At 70.6% G+C, this 17,853-nt stretch carries 17 protein-coding genes; 5 read left to right on the top strand and 12 right to left on the bottom strand.

The window, feature by feature from the left end; translation table 11 throughout:
- Positions 1-82: 82 nt before the first annotated feature.
- The 7 genes from ACIA77_RS28525 to ACIA77_RS28495 form a co-directional block, all read right to left on the bottom strand.
- Entirely contained in the window at positions 83-1,279 is a 1,197-nt protein-coding gene (locus tag ACIA77_RS28525) for a cytochrome P450 (protein ID WP_395889068.1), read from the bottom strand.
- Positions 1,279-2,550, bottom strand: coding sequence for a methylaspartate mutase (locus ACIA77_RS28520; RefSeq protein WP_395889067.1), 1,272 nt, complete (start codon positions 2,548-2,550; stop codon positions 1,279-1,281). The genes ACIA77_RS28525 and ACIA77_RS28520 overlap by 1 nt, the downstream gene beginning before the upstream one ends.
- Entirely contained in the window at positions 2,547-3,020 is a 474-nt protein-coding gene (locus ACIA77_RS28515) for a cobalamin B12-binding domain-containing protein (protein ID WP_395889066.1), read from the bottom strand. The genes ACIA77_RS28520 and ACIA77_RS28515 overlap by 4 nt, the downstream gene beginning before the upstream one ends.
- Positions 3,017-4,231, bottom strand: coding sequence for a type III PLP-dependent enzyme (locus ACIA77_RS28510; RefSeq protein ID WP_395889065.1), 1,215 nt, complete (start codon positions 4,229-4,231; stop codon positions 3,017-3,019). Before ACIA77_RS28510 ends, ACIA77_RS28515 begins: the two co-directional genes overlap by 4 nt.
- Complete coding sequence (locus ACIA77_RS28505; protein WP_395889064.1) at positions 4,228-5,637, bottom strand: AMP-binding protein; 1,410 nt, start codon at positions 5,635-5,637, stop codon at positions 4,228-4,230. Before ACIA77_RS28505 ends, ACIA77_RS28510 begins: the two co-directional genes overlap by 4 nt.
- 225 nt (positions 5,638-5,862) lie before the next feature.
- Positions 5,863-6,258, bottom strand: a complete 396-nt coding sequence (locus ACIA77_RS28500) for a type II toxin-antitoxin system VapC family toxin (protein ID WP_395889063.1) — start codon at positions 6,256-6,258, stop codon at positions 5,863-5,865.
- 87 nt (positions 6,259-6,345) lie between these two features.
- Positions 6,346-7,857: an AMP-binding protein gene (locus ACIA77_RS28495; protein WP_395889062.1), complete on the bottom strand. Its 1,512-nt coding sequence runs from the start codon at positions 7,855-7,857 to the stop codon at positions 6,346-6,348.
- A gap of 131 nt (positions 7,858-7,988) precedes the next feature.
- Between ACIA77_RS28495 and ACIA77_RS28490 the strand changes: the two genes are divergently transcribed.
- Positions 7,989-8,234 (top strand): phosphopantetheine-binding protein, encoded by a 246-nt coding sequence (locus ACIA77_RS28490; protein WP_395889061.1) that lies wholly within the window; start codon positions 7,989-7,991, stop codon positions 8,232-8,234.
- Here the strand turns inward: ACIA77_RS28490 and ACIA77_RS28485 are convergent.
- A complete protein-coding gene (locus tag ACIA77_RS28485; RefSeq protein ID WP_395889060.1) occupies positions 8,227-9,180 on the bottom strand; it encodes an ACP S-malonyltransferase in 954 nt (317 codons plus the stop codon). The two genes, ACIA77_RS28490 and ACIA77_RS28485, sit on opposite strands and share 8 nt — an antisense overlap.
- Positions 9,173-10,108: a proline iminopeptidase-family hydrolase gene (locus ACIA77_RS28480; RefSeq protein ID WP_395889059.1), complete on the bottom strand. Its 936-nt coding sequence runs from the start codon at positions 10,106-10,108 to the stop codon at positions 9,173-9,175. The genes ACIA77_RS28485 and ACIA77_RS28480 overlap by 8 nt, the downstream gene beginning before the upstream one ends.
- Before the next feature lie 298 nt (positions 10,109-10,406).
- Here ACIA77_RS28480 and ACIA77_RS28475 point away from each other — a divergent pair, with 298 nt between their 5' ends.
- From ACIA77_RS28475 to ACIA77_RS28460, 4 genes are read left to right on the top strand one after another with little or no spacing between them, the layout of a single operon-like run.
- The gene (locus ACIA77_RS28475) at positions 10,407-11,660 is read left to right on the top strand and encodes a nucleotide disphospho-sugar-binding domain-containing protein (protein ID WP_395889078.1); all 1,254 of its coding nucleotides are present in this window, start codon (positions 10,407-10,409) and stop codon (positions 11,658-11,660) included.
- The gene (locus ACIA77_RS28470; RefSeq protein WP_395889058.1) at positions 11,651-12,766 is read left to right on the top strand and encodes a sensor histidine kinase; all 1,116 of its coding nucleotides are present in this window, start codon (positions 11,651-11,653) and stop codon (positions 12,764-12,766) included. The genes ACIA77_RS28475 and ACIA77_RS28470 overlap by 10 nt, the downstream gene beginning before the upstream one ends.
- A 27-nt stretch (positions 12,767-12,793) precedes the next feature.
- Positions 12,794-13,447: a response regulator gene (locus ACIA77_RS28465; protein ID WP_395889057.1), complete on the top strand. Its 654-nt coding sequence runs from the start codon at positions 12,794-12,796 to the stop codon at positions 13,445-13,447.
- A gap of 53 nt (positions 13,448-13,500) precedes the next feature.
- Entirely contained in the window at positions 13,501-13,683 is a 183-nt protein-coding gene (locus tag ACIA77_RS28460; protein WP_395889056.1) for a hypothetical protein, read from the top strand.
- Between the two features lie 38 nt (positions 13,684-13,721).
- Here ACIA77_RS28460 and ACIA77_RS28455 read toward each other — a convergent pair whose 3' ends face one another.
- The 3 genes from ACIA77_RS28455 to ACIA77_RS28445 all read right to left on the bottom strand — a co-directional run bounded on the left by ACIA77_RS28455 (position 13,722) and on the right by ACIA77_RS28445 (position 17,826).
- A complete protein-coding gene (locus tag ACIA77_RS28455) occupies positions 13,722-15,188 on the bottom strand; it encodes a hypothetical protein (RefSeq protein ID WP_395889055.1) in 1,467 nt (488 codons plus the stop codon).
- Complete coding sequence (locus ACIA77_RS28450; protein WP_395889054.1) at positions 15,185-16,984, bottom strand: flavin-containing monooxygenase; 1,800 nt, start codon at positions 16,982-16,984, stop codon at positions 15,185-15,187. Before ACIA77_RS28450 ends, ACIA77_RS28455 begins: the two co-directional genes overlap by 4 nt.
- Positions 16,985-17,058: 74 nt before the next feature.
- Positions 17,059-17,826 (bottom strand): SDR family NAD(P)-dependent oxidoreductase, encoded by a 768-nt coding sequence (locus ACIA77_RS28445; RefSeq protein ID WP_395889053.1) that lies wholly within the window; start codon positions 17,824-17,826, stop codon positions 17,059-17,061.
- Between the last annotated feature and the right edge of the window lie 27 nt (positions 17,827-17,853).

Below are 17,853 nucleotides of genomic sequence, written 5' to 3'. Positions count from 1 at the left end.
AGCACTCATGGTCGTCTTGATCGATCGTAGGTCGGCGCGCGTCGCGGCCGGATCCCCTGAAAAGCGTTCTAGGGGCGGGAAGTCACCAGGCGATGCGCAGCAGCGAAGGCCCGCGCACGATCACGCCGTACTCCCACTTCACGCCCTCGCGCCCGTCCGCGAACCGCAAGTCCGGGAACCGCGCGAGAATCGCCTTCAGCGCCTCCTGCAGTTCGAGCCGGGCCAGCTGCGCGCCGATGCAGTGGTGCGGGCCGTGCCCGAACGCCACATGCGGGTTGGGGCTGCGGGTCAAGTCGATGCGGTCCGGGTCGGCGAACACCTCCGGGTCGCGGTTGGCCGCGTGCAGCGCCGGCAGCACCGGGTCGCCGGCGCGCACCACGACATCGCCGAAGCGGATGTCCTCGGTGGCGTAGCGGGCGAACATCGCCGCGGTGTTGATCGGCACGTACCGCAGCAGTTCTTCGATCGCCGTCGGCATCAGGTCCGGGTCGGCCCGCAGCTGCGCCAGCAGCTCGGGCTGCGTCAGCAGCGTGAAGACGAAGCTCGGCAACGCCGTCGACACCGTCTCCACGCCACCGGTGAGCAGGCCCGCGCCGGCGATCGCGATCAGCTCGTTCTCGGTCAGCCGGTCGCCGGCGTCGCGGGCGTAGACGAGCGCGCCGAGCAGGTCGTCGGTCGGCTCCTCACGCCGCCGGGCCACCAGCCCGGCCACGTAGTTGTCCAGCTGGTCGCCGTAGACGTCGAGCACATCGCCCTTCGCCGTCGCGTCGCCGACCAGGGCCTGGGTCCACTCGCTGAAGATCTCGTGGTCCTCCTTCGGCACTCCGAGCAGGTCGCAGATCACGGTGACCGGCAGCGGCCGCGCGAGCTCCTCGACGAGGTCGGCGCTGTCACCGTGCGCCTGCATGTCGTCGAGCAGGCGGTTCACCAGGTCCCGCACGCCCTCGCGCATCTGCTCCAGACGACGGGCCGTGAACGCCTTGGCCACCAGGCGGCGCAGCCGGGAGTGGTCCGGCGGGTCCATCCCCATGATGCCGTCGCCCATCTGCTGACGACGCATCCGCGGCTGGTCGAGCCCCTGCGCCAGCTCCCGGCTGAACCGCGGATCGGTCGTCACCAGCTTGACGTCGGCGTACTTCGTGGCCAGCCAGGCCGGCTCGCCGAAGGGCATCTGCACCCGGCTCATCGGCTCGTCACGCTGCAGGATGTGGTACTGCTCGGAAACGGAGATCTCACGCATGTCGAACGGGTACGCACGAACTGTCCGGTGTGGACTCATCACGACTCGCCCCCAATCGCGGTCATCGGTTGCTCCAGCGCCTCGGTGTCGTAGGCGTTCTGGACGTGGGAAAGGGCCGACATCAACGTCGACGACGTGATCCGGCCCGCGTGGTGGCGCTCCACCACGCGGCGCAGCGGCAGCGATCCGAGCTCCGACCAGCCGAGCCGGCCCGCCGGATCGAGGTAGCTGCGCGCCTGCCCGGCGTTGTCCGGGTGCAGGCAGTACGGGACGTCGAGCAGGCCGCGCTTGAACGCGAGCACCATCGCGCGGCCCAGGTCGGCGTGGCTGTTCAACACCGCGTCGACGAGCGCGTGCGCCTCGCGGTAGACCTGGTTGTCCCGATCCACGGCGATCGGACCGGCGACCGACCTCGCCACCGCGCCGGCGTGCTCCAGTGCCGCGACGTTCTCGGCCACGGTCGGAATCCGGTGCGCCTCCGCCGTGGTCTTGACGATCAGCCGCTCCGACCCGGTGGTCACCGCCAGCTCGGCCGCCCGCCCGAGCAGACCGCGGGCACCACCCGGGGTCCGCGGGAACAAACCCATGTAGGCGTAGATCACGACGTGCCACGCGGCGTCGGGGAGCAGCTCGGCGCACAGGCGGCGCAACGCGGACACCGCCTCCTGGTCCTGCGCCATGTTCGTCTGCTGCGCGTAGCTCACCGAAATGCTGCGCAACCCCTTGCGGTAGAAGAACAACGCCTCCAGCACCGACAACGCCACCAGCTCGCTCGGCGGGCAGAGCTGGCCCATCATGCACCCGCCGAAGGTCTCCAGGTGCGGCCGGCCACGCGGATGCTCGGCCGCCAGCAACAGGTCACAGCAGTGCGCCCAGTTGCGCACGGACTCGTCGAGCGGAGTCCGGCTGTAGGGCAGGCAGTAGGACACCGGGCCGCCCTCCGTGGCGTGCAGGCCGGCGTCGATCATGGCGCGGAAGATGTCCGCCGGCCGCGCCGAACCGTGCCGCACCTGCACCGGGAAATCCGGCCCTTCCAGACCGTCGAGCATCCCGCGCGTCACCTCTGGTGCGTGGTTGACGATCGGATAGCCGTTGAGCGCGATCCCGCTGCGCAGCGCGTGCGCCACGGAACCGGTGTCGCACACCCGCGTGTAGCTGTCGAGCGTCACGGTGCCGACGGTGGCGGCGTCTGCCCCCTTCGTCGCGGCCAGCCCGGCACGCATGTCGGCCGGATCGGCGAACCCCATCCGCGGCTGCACGACGAGCTCGCCGGCGGCGTGCCGTCGCGCGACGAACTCTTCGAAGCTCACGCCTCCACCTGCGTCACGCCGGCGGACAGCGTCGCGGCGAACCGGCGGAACGACGCCGAGCTCTGCTGGTCGTCGAACACCGCGTCGAACCCGGCGAGCACCAGCTGCGCGGTCTCGGCCGCGGTCAGCGCCCCGTCGACGCCGAGCTTGCCGCCGATCACCACCGGCAGCGCCCGGAGCTCGGGGAAGGCACGCAGCCGCTGGATCACCCGCAGGCCGTCCTGGTAACCGTGCCCGTTGACGCTGCTCAGCACCAGCATCGCCGGGCGGCGGCTCAGGCACTCCGACTCCAGCAGCTCGTCGGGCACGCAGGCGCCGAGGTTCACCACGTCGTAGCCGAGCTCGCCGACGAGCAGCTCCAGGTAGACGAGGTTCCAGGTGTGCGAATCCGAAGCCATGCTGCTGACGATCACCGTCCGCCGCGGCTCGGTCACGACCCCGCCGCCGTAGGCTCGCAGTTCCTCGGTCACGGCGACACCTCGTACGCACGCTGGTAGTCCAGCCGCGACACCGACACCACCTCGTCGCCGCGCACCACGACCTCCGTCGGCGCGGGGCGGCCGAGGAAGCTGATCAGGCTCGCGGTCACGCCGTAGGCGCCGACGTTCGGCACGGTGACGACGTCGCCGGGCGCCAGCTCGGGCAGCTTCGCCGCCTTGGCCAGTGAGTCCCCGGGAGTGCACAATGGACCGACGAGGTTGCCCGGCGCGCTGCCGGCTTCTTCGATGCCGACCGCCGCGGGCAGCAGCCTGCCGATCCCGGACAGTCCGCCGACGACGTTGATCCCGGCGTCGAGGACCACGAACCGGCTGCCGCGGCTTTCCTTGACGTTCACCACGCCCGCCAGCAGCGAACCACAGCTGCCGGACAGGTAGCGGCCCGACTCGCAGGCCAGCTCGATCCCACCGCTGCGCCACTCGGGCAGGTGCAGGTCGAGCAACGTCTCGAGCCCCGCACGCAACTTCGGGTAGCCGGCCCGCGGGCCGGGCACCGCGTACGGCGAGGAGAAACCACCGCCGATGTCCAGGATCTCCAGCGGCAGCCCGACCTCGTCGCGCAACCGCGCGGCCGAGGTGAGCACGAACTCGTACTCGCCCAGCAGGGCGTCCTCGTCCTGGGCGTTGCTCATGGTGAAGAAGTGCGCGCCGACGACACGGGCGCCGGGCACCGCTTTGAGCGCGGGCATGATTCCGGGCAGCGTCTCAGCGTCGATGCCGAATTGCGACGGGCGGCCCATCATGCGGATCCCGGTGCCGCCACTGCTCGCGGTCGTGTTCACCCGCAGCAGCGCGGACGCGGTCACCCCGTGCTGTCCGGCGGCGGCCCCGACGTGCTCCAGGTCGGTGCGCGACTCGACCGAGAACAGCCGGACGCCGGCCGCGATCGCCTGCTCCAGCTCGGCGTTCGTCTTGCCGGGGCCGGTGTAGAGGATCTCGCCCGGGTCGAACCCGGCGGTCAGGGCGTTGGCGAGTTCGCCCGTGGAGCTGATCTCCGCGCGGCAGCCGCCGTCGTGCAGCTCGCGCGCGATCTCGGGGTGCGGGTTGGCCTTCAGCGCGTAGAACAGCCGGAAACCCTCGGGCAGCAGGCCGAAGAGCTGGTCGCGGGAGTCCGCGACGACGTCGAGGTCGTAGACGTAGGTGGGCGTGCCGAAGCGTTCGGCGAGGCCGGGGTACGGGCTCATTTGCGGGCGCCTTCCACGAGCAGGGCCAGTTCCTTCGTGGCGTTCTTGCCGTGCGCGGTGAGGGGGAACTCGTCGACGACGTGGCACAGCGACGGCACCTTCTGCGGTTCCAGCCGCTTCGCCAGCTCACGCAGCACGGTGGTGGGCGCCAGGTCGGTTTCGACGCAGAGGGCGAGGTCGCGCGTCTCGCTCGGCGGGATCGCGCCCGCCGCGCGCACGCCGGGGATGTCCATCGCGGCGGCTTCGATCTCCAAAGTGGACATCCGGATGCCCTTGCGCTTGAACATGTCGTCGCGCCGGCCTTCGAAGTACAGGTAGCCGTCGGCGTCGAGGCGGCCGTAGTCGCCGGTGTGCAGCCGCAGCCCTCCGGTGGCCTCGTCGCGGCGGAACGCGCGCTCGGACAGCTCGGGCGCGCGCCAGTAACCCGGCATCACGTGCGGGCCGGCGGCCACGATCTCGCCGATGTCGCCGGCGGGCAGCTCCGTGCCGTCGGCCGCGAGGATGTGCACCGACGTGCCGGGCAGCGGCAGCCCGGACGAACCGGGGCGGTCGCCGTCTTCGGCGGGCGGCATGATCGTGATGCGCTTGCACTCCGTCTGGCCGAACTGGCGCACCACGCGCGCGCCGGGGAAGGCGGCGCGCAGCTGCGCGATCGTCACGTCGGGCAGCGCGGCGCCGGTGTTGGTGAACAGCCGCACGGGCGCGGCCGGCTCGGTCTCGCGCTCGGCGAGCGTCGCGATCATCGTGGCCAGCGAGGGCACGATCGGGACGATGGTCGCGCCGACCTCGCGCATCCGCTGCAGCAGCCGCAGGTCGGATTCGGCGTCGGCGAGCACGATTTCGCTGCGGCCCAGCGTCGAGAGCAGCACCTTGTAGAGGCCGTAGTCCCACGACATCGGGAAGCGGCAGAACACCACGTCGTCGCCGCGGTACCCCAGCACGGCCTGGATCGCGCCGGCGGCGAAGGTGACCTGGCGGTGCGGGCCGATCACACCCTTGGGCGCGGCGGTGCTGCCGGAGGTGTAGATCAGCACGGCGACGTCGTCGGGGTCGACCGGCGTGGGTTCGATCCGCTCGCCGTAAGCCTGCTCGATCTCGCTCCACAGTGGACCGAACTCGTCCTTCGTGACGGTCAGCACCGGCTCGGCGTTGGCCACGACCGAATCGAAGTGGAAGGGTTTCATCGCCGGGTTCACCGGCACGAACACCGCGCCCCGGCGCGTGGTGCCGAAGAACAGGGCGACCAGCTCGCGGTTCGTGGGCAGCTGCGCGACCACGCGGTCGCCACGCCCCACCCCGCGCCGCGCCAGCACCGCCTCGACCGCGTGGCTCCACGCGGCCAGCTCGGCGTAGGTCCACGCGCCGGCCCGGTCGCGCACCGCCGTGGACCCGGGTGCGTCGGTCACCGCCTCATCGAGGAGAGTTTGGACGAGCGAAGTACCGTTCACGACTGCCACTCCCACCAGAACTCGAGAATTCACCGTGCCGCGGCGCGGAAAACGCCCGCCGACGCAGGCGAAGTTAGCCGCGGGCGCTCACGCGGCCACACCCCTAACGGCCCCTAACCGCCCACGCCGAAAGGCCTGTCCCGACCGGAAAACCGGGCCGGAACAGGCCTTTTCAGAACTGCTTCAGATCAGCGCGTCGAACGCCGCGACGGGCACGAGACCCTTCACGTCGCGGGCGAGCTCCTCGTCGAGGGTCACCAGCGCGTCGGCGTGCAACCGCGCCAGCGCCACGTATTCCGCGGCGTACGTGTCCGCCCAGCCGAGCTCCTCGGCGACCTTCCACGCGGTCGCCTGCAGCACGCGGTCGCCGAGCAGGCGGATCCGCAGCCCGCGGATGAAGTCCAGCTGCCGCTCGGCCGCCTTCTTGGGCAGCTCGCCGCGCCGCACGCGGCCGTAGAGCAGGGAGAGCGCGTGCGACCGGATGAGCGTCGGCGCCAGCAGCTGGTGCTCGTCGCGCACCTCGGCCCGCTCCTCGGCCAGCCGGACCGCCACGTCCGGCCCGATCACGTACTTCGCCATCGGTGAGCTCCTCTTCCGCGCTCAGGGTACGACACGCCACGGGCCCGCCCACCGGAAAGACCGGCGGAGCGGGCCCGTGGCGTGTCGTCAGCCGACCGGTGTGAGCAGCACGGCCGCTTCCGCGGCGAGCGCCTTGCGGTCGATCTTCCGGTTGGAGTTGAGCGGGAACTCGTCGACGTGGCGGTAGTGGCGGGGAATCACCCCCTCCGGCAGCACTTCGCGCAGCGGGCGCACGAGCTCGATGACCGGGCGCTCGCCGCCGGTGTAGAAGACGAACAGTTCGGTGCCGGAAACCCCGGAAACGCCGAGTGCGACGGCGTCCTGGACGCCCGTGGCCCGCAGTGCGTGCTCGACCTCGGTGAGCTCGACGCGCCAGCCGAGCACCTGCACCTGCGAGTCGAGGCGGCCGAGGTAGGCCAGGTCGCCGCCGGCGAGGCGCCGCACGCGGTCGCCCGTGCGGTAGAAGCGGCGGCCGCCGCGCTCGAGGAACCGGCCGCGTTCGTCGGCCGGGTCGAGGTAGCCCGGTGTCAGCTGCGGGCCGGCGATGGCGAGCTCACCCTCTTCGGGTTCCTCGACGTCGCCCTCACCGAGCAGCAGGTGCTCGTGGCCCTCGTGGACGGCACCGATCGGCACGACGCCGTTGACGGCGACGCGCGGGGTCTCCTCGTCGTCCCACCGGTACCCGGCGACGGTGATCGTCAGCTCCGTGGGGCCGTAGAGGTTTTCCGTCGTGGCGTTGACCGCGGCGGCACGCCAGTCCGCCGTGTCGCGCACCGTAAGTGCTTCGCCGGCGAAGAAACTCCACCGCAGATGCGGCAATGCACCGGGCGTGAGGCCGCCCGTGCGGCGCACCAGGTCGATCGCGCTCGGCGTGGAGAACCACACCGTCAGCCCGCTCTCGGCGGCGAACGCCGGCAGGTCGCGGTAAGCGCGGCCCGGCAGCACCACCGCCGGCGCGCCCGCGCCCCACGCGCAGAACAGGTCGAACATCGCGCAATCGAAGTTCAGGTCGAACGTCTGGGAGAACACGTCCTCGGGCGTGAAGTCGTACCGCGCGTCCAGCAGGCCGAAGTAGTGCTCCGTGGAGCCGTGGCCGATCCGCACCCCCTTCGGCCGGCCGGTGGAGCCGGACGTGAACAACACGTACGCCGAGTCCTCCGGGCGAACCTCCCGCGGCGCCACGAGGGCACGCGATTCACCCACCTCGGTTTCAGGCGACAGCACGAGAACCCGTCGCTCGCCCAGCACCTCGGGCAGCAACGCCTCGCCCCGCGCGTCGACCACCACCGCGTCGACGCCAGCCGCCTCGACCATCTGCGCCGTGCGCGCCGCTGGAAAATCGGGCCGCAGCGGCACCACGGTCGCGCCCGCGTACAACCCGGCCAGCAACCCCGCGTACGCGCTGAGGCCCTTGCCCGCGAGGACCCCTACCGTCCGCGCGCCCGCCTCGGCGAGCGCACCGCCCCAGCGCAGGGCCTGTTCGTGGAGCCGGCCGTAGCTCAGCTCCTGGTCGCCGACCCGGACGGCGGTGCCGCCCTCGGAAAGGGCCAGCCCGCGCAGGAACCGCGAGTGCAGCCCGCCGGTGAAGCTCGTGTCCATTCCCATCCTCCGCAACGAATAGGGGTGCCGATGCGTCGATCCGGAGCGGCGACGCGGGGTAGAGTTCAAAACCGAACCGGGCGGTCGGTTTTCCAGCCTGGTAGAGCCCAACCTAGCCATCCGGAGAAACCATGTGGGACAGCTCTTTCGACGAGACCCTTCGCTCGTTCCTCCCGTTCCTGCCCGCCGAGGAGGCGCTCACCGCCGAGACCCCGCTGCGGGACTACGGCCTCGACTCGCTCGCGACCGTGGAACTGCTCGCCGTGCTGGAGCAGACCTACAACGTGCGCTTCGAGGACGACGCCCTGAACCTCGAGACCTTCGAGAACCCCGGCCGGCTCTGGGCGACGATCGCCGAGCTCCAGCCCGCTAGCTGACCCGCGAAGGTCCTGCGCCCCGTCGCCGGGGCTGCAGGGCCAGGCGCGGGTTGACCGTCACGACCTCGAAGCGGCTCGTGGTGGCGCGCACGCGGCCGAAGAGCGTGTCCGGACCGGCGACCCACAGCTTGCGCACCCCCAGCTGCTCCAGTGAGGAGACGACGTGCGGCCACCGCAACGGTTTGACGATGCTGTCGAGCAGCATCGTGCGCACCTGCTCGCCGGAGCGCAGGATCGAACCGTCCTGGTCCGCGACGATCGGCAGCAGCGGGTCGTGGAACTCGAGGCCGCCGAGCACCTCGTCTTCCGCTTTGCGGCGCAGGGCCCCGAACGCGCGCGAGTGCAGCGGCGGGCGCATCGTGTACAGCGAGAGCCCGCCCATGCTGCGCACGGTCTGCTTGAGCCAGTCGAGGTTGCGCTCCCGTACGGAGACCATGTAGAAGTCGTGGTCGATGTAGCACGAGATGTCGGCCCACTCGCCGCGCCCGTCCAGGTCGGTCAGCGCGTCTCTGAGCTTCTCCTCCGGCGTGCGCACGAACGAGTGCGTGACCACGTCGGTGTACTCGGTCGCGAAGAACTCGTTGAGGCACCGGGCGAGCTCCGCCGTCATCCACACGGCGTCGGGGAAGGTCAGGGAACCGGCGTACACGCTGGCCGGCTTCTCGCCGAAGCTCGGGCCGGTGCAGTAGTCGGGCGCGAGGTCGAACTCCTGCTCGGCCCACTCCGCGAGCGCGAGGCAGGTGAGCATGAACCCGACCTGGGCGTACTCGGAGTAGTCGCCCTCCGTCTCGCGGAACCGGTCGACCAGCGAGTAGCCGAGCCGGCCGTTCGCCTCCCCGATCAGCCGCCGGGCGAAGGGGTTGATGAGCAGGAACTTGCCGAAGTCGGCGAAGCGGCAGGGACTCATCCCCGGGAAGACGACCGCCGATCTCGTGGCTTCATCCATGGCTGGTTACCTCACATTCGGCGTTCGCGGGATGGCATTCCTGCAGGAACCCCAGCAGGACTTCGCGGAACCGCTCCGGCTCCTCGAGGTGGGGCACGTGGCTGGAGTCCTCGAAGATCTCCCAGCGCACGTCGTGGATCCGGTCGTGGTAGGGCTGCACCGTCTTGGGCGTGGCTTCGTCGTGCCGGCCGGAGATGAGCAGCGTCGGCACCTCGATGTCGTCGAGGAGCTCGACCACGGAGTAGTCCTTGAGCGTGCCGGTGACGGTGAACTCACTCGGCCCGTTCATCACGGAGTAGACGGTGTTGTTGTCCGCCATCTCCATGAACGAGGCGAGGTAGTCGCCCGGCCACGGCAGCACGCGGCAGACGTGCCGGTCGTAGAACACGCGCATGGCGTCGAAGTACTCCTGCGCGTCCGTGGTGCCGGCGGCTTCGTGCGCCCGCAGCTGTTCGTCGACGCCCGGCGGCAGCTGGGCGCGCAGCACGTCCATCTCCGCACGCCACAGCTCGTAGGACGCCGGCGAGTTGGCGATCACGAGCCCGCGCAGCCCGTCGGGCCGCTGCGCCGCGTGGCGCGCGACGACCAACCCGCCCCACGACTGTCCGTACAGGACGTAGTTGTCCTCGATCCCCAGGCGGTGGACGAGGTTGTCGAGCTCGTCGCCGAACAGCTCGGGGGTCCAGAAGTCGGCGCCCTTGCCCGGCAGGCGCGTCGAACCGCCGCTGCCGAGCTGGTCGTAGTGCACCACCGGCCACCCGTGCTCGGTGAGCGAGCAGAGGTTCAGCAGGTAGTCGTGCGTGCTCCCCGGACCGCCGTGCACGACGACGACGGCCGGTAGTTCGCTCCCGGCGACACCGGTGACCCGGTACCAGGTGCGGTACTCGCCGAAGGGAACCCAGCCCTTCGCGATGGGTGCCACGGCCATGCTCAGTCACCTCGTTCGTTTCCCTCGCGTCCCGCTTCTGCGCGGCCGGAACCACCTTCATGTCTAGCCGTCGCGGAAGCGCTGTCACCAGCCCCTAAGGGGCATCTAAAGCGGATCTAAGTGCCACTGACCTCACTAGCGCACCAGCGTGCCAGCGGGGAAGGTTTCCTTGCCGGAACAGGGGTTCCGGACCCCTACCGCCGCATTGCCGGGTCTGCCGGAGAGCACGCCGCCGCTACCTTTTCCCCAACAGCAGGATTTTCCCGCCCCCGGCATCGGAGAGTGCGTTGTGCGCGTCATGTTGATGGTCTTCCCGACGAGGACGCACGTCTACAGCATGGCCCCGGTCGGCTGGGCGCTGGCCGCCGCCGGGCATGAAGTGCGGTTCGTCGGCCAGCGCAATCCCCGTGAGGTCCTGCCGTTCGCCGAGACCGGCCTCGACGCGATGTGGTTCGGCGACGACCTCGACATCGCGCACCACCGGCGGCTCAGCGTCGACGGCGACAACGCCGTGCACGGCGAGCACCAGCTCTCCGAAAGCCGTCCGGAGCGCTACACCGAGGAGTACGTGCGCACCGTCTACGACGGCTGGGTCGACGTCTTTCGCTGGAACACGCCGGAACAGCTGCTCAACGAACTCGTCCGGTTCGCCCGGCAGTGGCAGCCGGACCTCGTGGTGTGGGACCCGCTGGTCTACGCGGCGCCGATCGTCGCGCACGCCGTCGGCGTCCCGCACCTGCGGATGATGTACGCGGCGGACCAGACGGCGCGAATCGGCGCGCAGTACCGGGACCTCCGCGCGAGCCGGCCCGAGGACACCAGCCCGGACTCGTTCGTGGAGTGGATGTCGGCCGAGGTGGGCCGCTTCGGCGCGGACTACGACGAAACCTTGCGCTACGGCGTCAAGACCATCGACTGCCACCCGTCCTACCTTCGTTACGACGGCGTCGACGTCGACTACCTCCCGGCGCGGTTCGTGCCGTTGAACAAGCCGATGGCGCTGCCGCGCTGGGTGGTCGAAACCCCGTCGCGCCCGCGTGTGCTGCTGACCCTGGGCATCTCCAACCGGCAGACGCTCGGCGAAGAGGAGGCCTCCGTCTCCGCTCTGCTCGACGGCCTTTCCCACCTCGACGTCGAAGTGATCGCGACGCTCAACGCGGAGCAGCTCGCGTCGGTGGACAAGCTCCCGGACAACGTGCGCGCGGTGGACTTCGTGCCGATGAACGAGCTGCTCGCGAGCTGCTCGGCCATCGTGCACCAGGGCGGTGGCGCGACGATCGGCAACGCGGTGGTCAACGGCGTCCCCCAGCTCGTGATCCCGGGCACCACGTGGAGCGAGCGGGTGTCCGCGGTCGCACAGGTGAAGCGCGGCAACGGCCTGTTGGTGGACCTCGAGGACGTCACCCCGGACAACGTCCGAAGTGGACTGGAGCGGCTGCTGGAGGAACCGTCCTTCCGCGACTGCGCGCTCGAAGTCCGAGACGAGATGCTGGCCACTCCGACGCTGGATGACCTGGTGCCGGAGCTGATGCGGATCGCACGATGCCGGTGATGCAGCGACCGCAAGTCGTCCGCACCATCGGCTTCCTCATCTCGAGCTTCCCGCTCCGGCTCGTCGCGTTCGTGCTCGTGCTCCCCACGACCGTGCTCGGCATCGCCACCACCATGCTGTGGATCGGCATCCCGATCCTGATCTGCGCGACCTCGCTGGTCCGCGGCTTGGCCGAGCTGGAACGCGGCTGGGTGCGTACGATGCTCGGCGTCGACACCCCGGCTCCCCGCCGGGTGCCGCACGGCGCCGGGCTGCTGCAGACGTGGCAGACCCGGCTCGTGGACCCGATCACGTGGCGCGAGCTGAGCTACGCGCTGCTCGCGCTCCCGCTGGGCATCGTCGAATTCGTGGCCGGGATCGTGTCCGTGGCCGTGCCGCCGTTCGGCATCTTCGTGGCGCCGCGGATCGGGGCGTTGCACGGTGCGTTGACGCTGTCGGTGCTCGGGCCGGGCCGGACGGCGCAGCTGGAGGCCCGCACCCGGCAGCTGAAGGACTCGCGGGCCCGCGGCGTCGACGCTGTGGAGGCCGAGCGCAAACGCATCGAACGCGACCTGCACGACGGGGCGCAGCAGCGGCTGGTGGCCGTCGCGATGAGCCTGGGCCGGGCGCAGCTGAAGCTCGACACCGACGACCCCGTCGCGGTGCGCGACCTGATCGGCGCGGCCCACGCCGACGCGAAACTCGCCGTGTCCGAGCTGCGCGACCTCGCTCGCGGGATCTACTCACCGGTGCTGCAGGACCGCGGCCTGGATGCCGCGCTGTCCGCGCTGACCGCGCGAATGCCGATCCACGTGGACGTCGAGGTGACGGTGGAGCCCCGCCCACCCGCGCCCGTGGAGACCACGACGTACTTCATCGTCAGCGAAACCCTCACCAACATCGCCAAGCACGCGGGCGCGGACCGCGCGTCGGTGCGCGTGACCCGCGATGACGACACCGTGGTCGTGGAGATCATCGACAACGGCCACGGCGGCGCGTCCGTGCGTCCCGGTGGTGGACTGGCCGGCCTCGCCGACCGGGCCGCCACGATCGACGGTGTGCTCACCGTGGTCAGCCCGGCGGGAGGACCCACGGTGGTGCGTGCCGACCTTCCCGTCCGCTGGTGAACTCGTCGAGTGCTCAGGAGCTGGGAAATGCGTGTGGTGATCGCCGAAGACTCCGTGCTGCTGCGCGCCGGGGTGCAGAGCCTGCTCGCCGACGTCGGCATCGAGACCGCGGCCGCCGTCGCCAACGGTGACGACCTGCTCGTCGCCATCCGCGAGCACCGGCCGGACCTGGTCATCGCGGACGTCCGGATGCCGCCGACGTTCACCGACGAGGGCCTGCGCGCGGCGCTGGCCGCGCGCAAGGAGATCCCGGGTCTGCCGGTGCTGGTGGTGTCGCAGTACGTCGAGGGCAGCTACGCGGTCGACCTGATCGCCGAGGGCACGTCCGGGGTGGGATACCTGCTCAAGGAACGCGTCGCCGACGTCGCCGACTTCCTCGAAGCCGTCCACCGCGTGGCCGGCGGCGGCTCCGCCATCGACCCCGACGTGGTGGCGCAGATGCTCTCCCGCAGCCGCGACCCGCTCGACGGCCTCACGGCGCGCGAAACGGAGGTACTCGGCCTGATGGCGCAAGGGTTGTCGAACGCGGCGATCGCGAAGACGCTGGTGGTCACGCAGGGAGCTGTGGAGAACCACATCAGCAACATCTTCGCCAAACTCGGCCTGGAAGCCAGCCGGAATGAAAACCGGCGGATCCGCGCGGTGCTGACCTATTTGGACAGTACGGCGGTGCGCGCCTGATTCACCCGATCGATATCGTGCAGGTGTTCGATGGTCGTGGGTACCGTGGAGGCATGGACTTCTCCCCGGCTGGGCCGGTTCCCGTAGTGACCATTGTGGACGGTGTGCTGGCCGCGTTGTGGCGTGCGCACCTCGACCTGCCCCGGTTCCGAAGACCCTGGCGATCTCGCTCGCGGCCCGAGCTCGACGTGCCGGTCGCGGGGCAATCGGCGTCGGACACGGGGGCGAAGCCGTGATCGGCTCGATGAGACGAGTGTTCGCTCTTGTGGCCGGGTCAGGTGCGCTGCGGTATCCGCTTCACCGTGCCGTTGACGGAAAGGTGCACGGTGCCGTCCGGGCCGACGGCGACTCCGGCGAACGGGCGCGGGCAGCCGGGCAGTCCGGCGGCGAACAGCGCCCGCCGGGTGTGCTCCGGGGGGTCGAGGTCGAGGTCCGTCGCCTCGATGTGCACAGCGCCGGTGGCCAGGTCGACGGCCAGCAGCCGCCGCTGTCCGGCTTCGACCACGAGCAGCTCGGGGCCGCGGACGGCGATGCCTTGCGGCAGGTCCAGCCCCTCCGCGATCGGGACCGGTTGCCCGTCGTCGATCCGGTGCACGACACCGCGTTCATCGCTGACGTAGCACCGGTTCTGTGCGTCGAACACCACGTCGACGGGGGTGTCGAGGCCGTCGGCCACCGCGGTGAGCGTGTCGTCGGCGTCGATCGCGACGACGCGGCCGGCGTCCGCCTCGGCGACCACGAGAACGCCGTCGTCGCGCACTGCGATGCCGATCGGCCTCGCGAGTTCCGCGGCGCGCCGGCGCGGCGTGGGATCGTACGTGCGCACGTCGCCGTATTGCGAGGTCACGTGCAGCCGTCCCCGGTCGGCGACGATCCCGTGCGCGAACGGCGTGAGCTCGTTGCCCTCCGGTGTGGTCAGGCGGTAGTGGTCCGCCGCATGAACGGCGCCGCCGAGGTCGACCGTCACGCCGTACGGGCCGACGAGGCCCTGGGGCACGATCTGCCGGGTCTCGCCGTCCGGGCGGACTTCGGCGATGCCACCGCTGGCGTAGCTCGAGACGTACATCCGGTTGTCGTCGTCGAACGCGGCGTTGTCCAGCCCCATGATCCTGGTCGTCAGGATCTGCCGCCGGCCGCCGGCCGCGTCGAGACGCGTCACGATCCCCGACGCATCCCGCGACAGCACGAACAGCGTCCCCTCGCGGTCGAAGCGCACCGCGACCGGCTGGGTAACGTCCTCGGCGACCAGCTCGGGTTCACCGCCGTCCGGTCGGACCCGGAAGACCTCGCCGGTGAGCATGTGCGGGTAGTACAGGCACCCGTCGGGACCGAGCTGCATCGCGTTGCCCATCGCCAAGCCCTCGACGAGCACCACCGGTTCGCCGCCGCCCGGGAACAGTTCGAGCAACCGGCCGCCGACGCGCATTTCGTTGACGAACAGCCGATCGCCGACGCAGGTGATGCCGTTGGGCATCGTCACCGCGTCGGAGACCAGCGTGCAGTCGCCCGCCGGGTCGCGCCGCCACACGCGGCCGGGTACGAGGTCCGTGATGTACATCGAGCCGTCCGGGCCGAACGCGAGGTCGTCGGGTGACTGGACCGCACCACCCGCCGGCACGACGATGTCGACCTGCCCGGTGGCGAGCTCCACCGCGCTGATCCGCCCGCCGAGGAACTCGGCGACGTAGAGCCGGTCGTCGGGGCCGAACGTGATGCCGTTGGAGCCCTTGAACGCACTCACCCCGCGTCCACCAGGACGTCGTCCATTCCGCCGTTGTCCCGCCAGTGCTCGAGCAGGGTGTGAAACGCCACCGCGCCCTTGCCGTAACCGGTGCGCAGGCGGGGCTTGCCCTCGTTGTTGTAGTACCCCGGGGTGCACTCGGCGTGGAACTTGTACAGCGCCTCGGAGTTCTCGCCGAGGCTGGCGACCCACGCGTCCACGGCCGGCGTGCTCGGTTCGACCCAGCGGGCACCGCGCTTGCCGGCTTGGGCGACGACCTCGGCGATGTGGATCGCCTGCTGGTCGAGGATGTGGGTGAAGTTCACCGACGCGGCGTTCTGCACCGAGCCCATGGTGAACAGGTTGGGGAAACCGTCGCTGTAGAACCCGTGGAGGGTGCGAGGACCCTGCTTCCAGTGCGCCAGCAGGGCCGTGCCACCGCGTCCGTACACGGGCAGGCGGCCGGTCAGTACGTCCGAGCGGCCAACCTGGAAGCCGGTGGCGAGGATGATGCAGTCCACTGCGTACTCGCGGTCGCCGACCACGAGGGCGTTCTCGGTGACCCGCTCGACCCCGCCGTGGTCCGCGGTGTCGACGAGCGTGACGTTGGGGCGGTTGAAAGTCTGGAGGTACTCGTCGCTGAAGGTGGGTCGTTTGCAGGTGTAGCGGTACCAGGGTTCGAGCAGCCGGGCCGTCTCCGGGTCCTGCACGATCTCCGCCACGCGAGCGCGGATCATGTTCATCTTGCGGAAGTCGGCGATTTCGTCGAGGCGTTCGCGGTCCTCGGGCGTCAGCGAATCCCGAATCTCGACGGGGGTGAGGTTGTGCAGCAGGTGCGCGCTGGTCGTCCAGGCATCGGCCACCAGGTCCTCGGTCACGGGTGGCCCACCGGCGACGATGTCGAGGAAGTTGTCCCTCCGGTGCCGCTGCCAGCCGGGCGTCAGCGAGGCCGCCCATTCCGGGTCGGTGGGCCGGTTGCCGCGAACGTCCACGGTGGACGGTGTGCGCTGGAAGACGTAGAGCTGCCGCGCGTCGCGGCCGAGGTGGGGCACGACCTGGATCGCGGTGGCACCCGTGCCGATCAGCGCGACCCGCTTGTCGGCCAGCTTGTGCAGACCGCCGTCGGCGTCGCCGCCCGTGTAGCCGAAGTCCCAGCGGCTGGTGTGGAAGAGGTGCCCGCCGAACGAATCGATGCCGGGGATGCCCGGGAGTTTGGGCCGGTCGAGCGTGCCGTTCGACACCACCACGTAGCGCGCCCGCATCCGGTCGCCGCGGTCGGTGGTCACGAGCCAGCCGGCGGTGTCCTCGTCCCACGTCAGCTCGGTGGCGGCCGTCTGGAAGCAGGCGTCGCGGTAGAGGTCGAAGTGCCGGCCGATAGCGCGGGCGTGGCGGCGGATCTCCTCGCCGGGCGCGTACTTCCATTCGGGCACGTAGCCGAGCTCTTCGAGCAGTGGGAGGTAGACGTAGGACTCGATGTCGCAGTGGATGCCGGGGTAGCGGTTCCAATACCAGGTGCCGCCGAAGTCGCCGCCCTTCTCGACGATCCGGATGCGCTCGACGCCGGCCTGCCGCAGCCGGGCCGCGGCGAGCAGTCCGCCGAACCCGCCGCCGATGACAACGGCGTCGACGGTGTCCCGCAACGGCTCTCGCTCGAAGGCGCCCTCGGCGTACGGGTCCTCAGCGAACGCGCCCTCGGCCGGCCGGTACTGCCCGGCGCCGTCGGGGCGGATGCGGCGATCCCGTTCGCGCCGGTACTTGGCGCGAAGCGCCTCCGGGTCGAAGCCCAGCTCGTCCGGGACGCCGGCGGTGGTGGACATGCCCTGCCTTTCCTTGGTGCACGGGGAATGCGCCTGCCGCTGGGACGGCGGCGGCGGGTGGAGCGCGGTGCCGCTCAGACGGCGGCCCAGCCGTTGTCGACGGGCAGCACGACACCGTTGATGTTGGCCGCGTCGTCGGAGGCGAGGAAAACGATGGCCGCGGCCTGTTCGTCCGCTTCGGCGACGCGGCCCAGGTTGGGCAGGTACCGCGCCAGGACCTGTGGCCCGTGGCCCGCGGGGTCGGCGTCGACGGTGATACCGGTCTTGGTACCGCCGGGCGCGATGGCGTTGGCGCGAATGCCGGAGTCGCGGTACATCACCGCGAGCGAGCGGGTCAGTCCGACCACGCCGTGCTTCGCCGACGTGTACGCGGCTCCGGCGGCGCTGCCGCGCAACGACGCCTGCGAAGCGGTGTTGACGATCGCGCCCTTGCCGCGGGCGAGCATGTGCGGCAGGGCGGCACGGGTGAGCAGGAAAGGCGCGGTGAGGTTGACTGCGAGCACACGGGTCCACTCGACGTCGCTGACGTCGGCCGCCGCGGACATCGAGTCCATGATGCCGGCGTTGTTCACCAGCACGTCCACGCCGCCGAAGGTGTTCACCGCGGTCGCGACCACCTCGTCGGCCACGGCCGGGTCGCTCAGGTCACCGACCACGGCGACGGCGGCGCAGCCCTTCGCGGCGAGCTCCTTGACGACCGCGTTGGCCGCGTCCCCGTTGACGTCGGCCACTACGACCTTCGAGCCCGCGACGGCGAACTGCAGCGCGGCGGCGCGCCCGATACCCGAACCCGCGCCGGTGACGATCACGCTGCTGCCGGCCAAGCCGTCGGTGTGTGCCATGACCTGAAGGGTACGACTTTTTGGCAG

Source organism: Amycolatopsis sp. NPDC051903 (assembly GCF_044452505.1).
GTDB lineage: Bacteria > Actinomycetota > Actinomycetes > Mycobacteriales > Pseudonocardiaceae > Amycolatopsis.
The sequence above is the reverse complement of the archived record's forward strand: the minus strand, read 5'-3'. Positions and strand labels throughout refer to the sequence as shown.

Excerpts from the sequence above, each read along its gene's own strand:
- ACIA77_RS28525 (WP_395889068.1), bottom strand. The coding sequence starts at position 1,279 with ATGAGTCCACACCGGACAGTTCGTGCGTACCCGTTCGACATGCGTGAG.
- ACIA77_RS28510 (WP_395889065.1), bottom strand. The coding sequence starts at position 4,231 with ATGAGCCCGTACCCCGGCCTCGCCGAACGCTTCGGCACGCCCACCTAC.
- ACIA77_RS28500 (WP_395889063.1), bottom strand. The coding sequence starts at position 6,258 with ATGGCGAAGTACGTGATCGGGCCGGACGTGGCGGTCCGGCTGGCCGAG.
- ACIA77_RS28495 (WP_395889062.1), bottom strand. The coding sequence starts at position 7,857 with ATGGACACGAGCTTCACCGGCGGGCTGCACTCGCGGTTCCTGCGCGGG.
- ACIA77_RS28490 (WP_395889061.1), top strand. The coding sequence starts at position 7,989 with ATGTGGGACAGCTCTTTCGACGAGACCCTTCGCTCGTTCCTCCCGTTC.
- ACIA77_RS28485 (WP_395889060.1), bottom strand. The coding sequence starts at position 9,180 with ATGGATGAAGCCACGAGATCGGCGGTCGTCTTCCCGGGGATGAGTCCC.
- ACIA77_RS28480 (WP_395889059.1), bottom strand. The coding sequence starts at position 10,108 with ATGGCCGTGGCACCCATCGCGAAGGGCTGGGTTCCCTTCGGCGAGTAC.
- ACIA77_RS28475 (WP_395889078.1), top strand. The coding sequence starts at position 10,407 with ATGTTGATGGTCTTCCCGACGAGGACGCACGTCTACAGCATGGCCCCG.
- ACIA77_RS28470 (WP_395889058.1), top strand. The coding sequence starts at position 11,651 with ATGCCGGTGATGCAGCGACCGCAAGTCGTCCGCACCATCGGCTTCCTC.
- ACIA77_RS28465 (WP_395889057.1), top strand. The coding sequence starts at position 12,794 with ATGCGTGTGGTGATCGCCGAAGACTCCGTGCTGCTGCGCGCCGGGGTG.
- ACIA77_RS28460 (WP_395889056.1), top strand. The coding sequence starts at position 13,501 with ATGGACTTCTCCCCGGCTGGGCCGGTTCCCGTAGTGACCATTGTGGAC.
- ACIA77_RS28450 (WP_395889054.1), bottom strand. The coding sequence starts at position 16,984 with ATGTCCACCACCGCCGGCGTCCCGGACGAGCTGGGCTTCGACCCGGAG.
- ACIA77_RS28445 (WP_395889053.1), bottom strand. The coding sequence starts at position 17,826 with ATGGCACACACCGACGGCTTGGCCGGCAGCAGCGTGATCGTCACCGGC.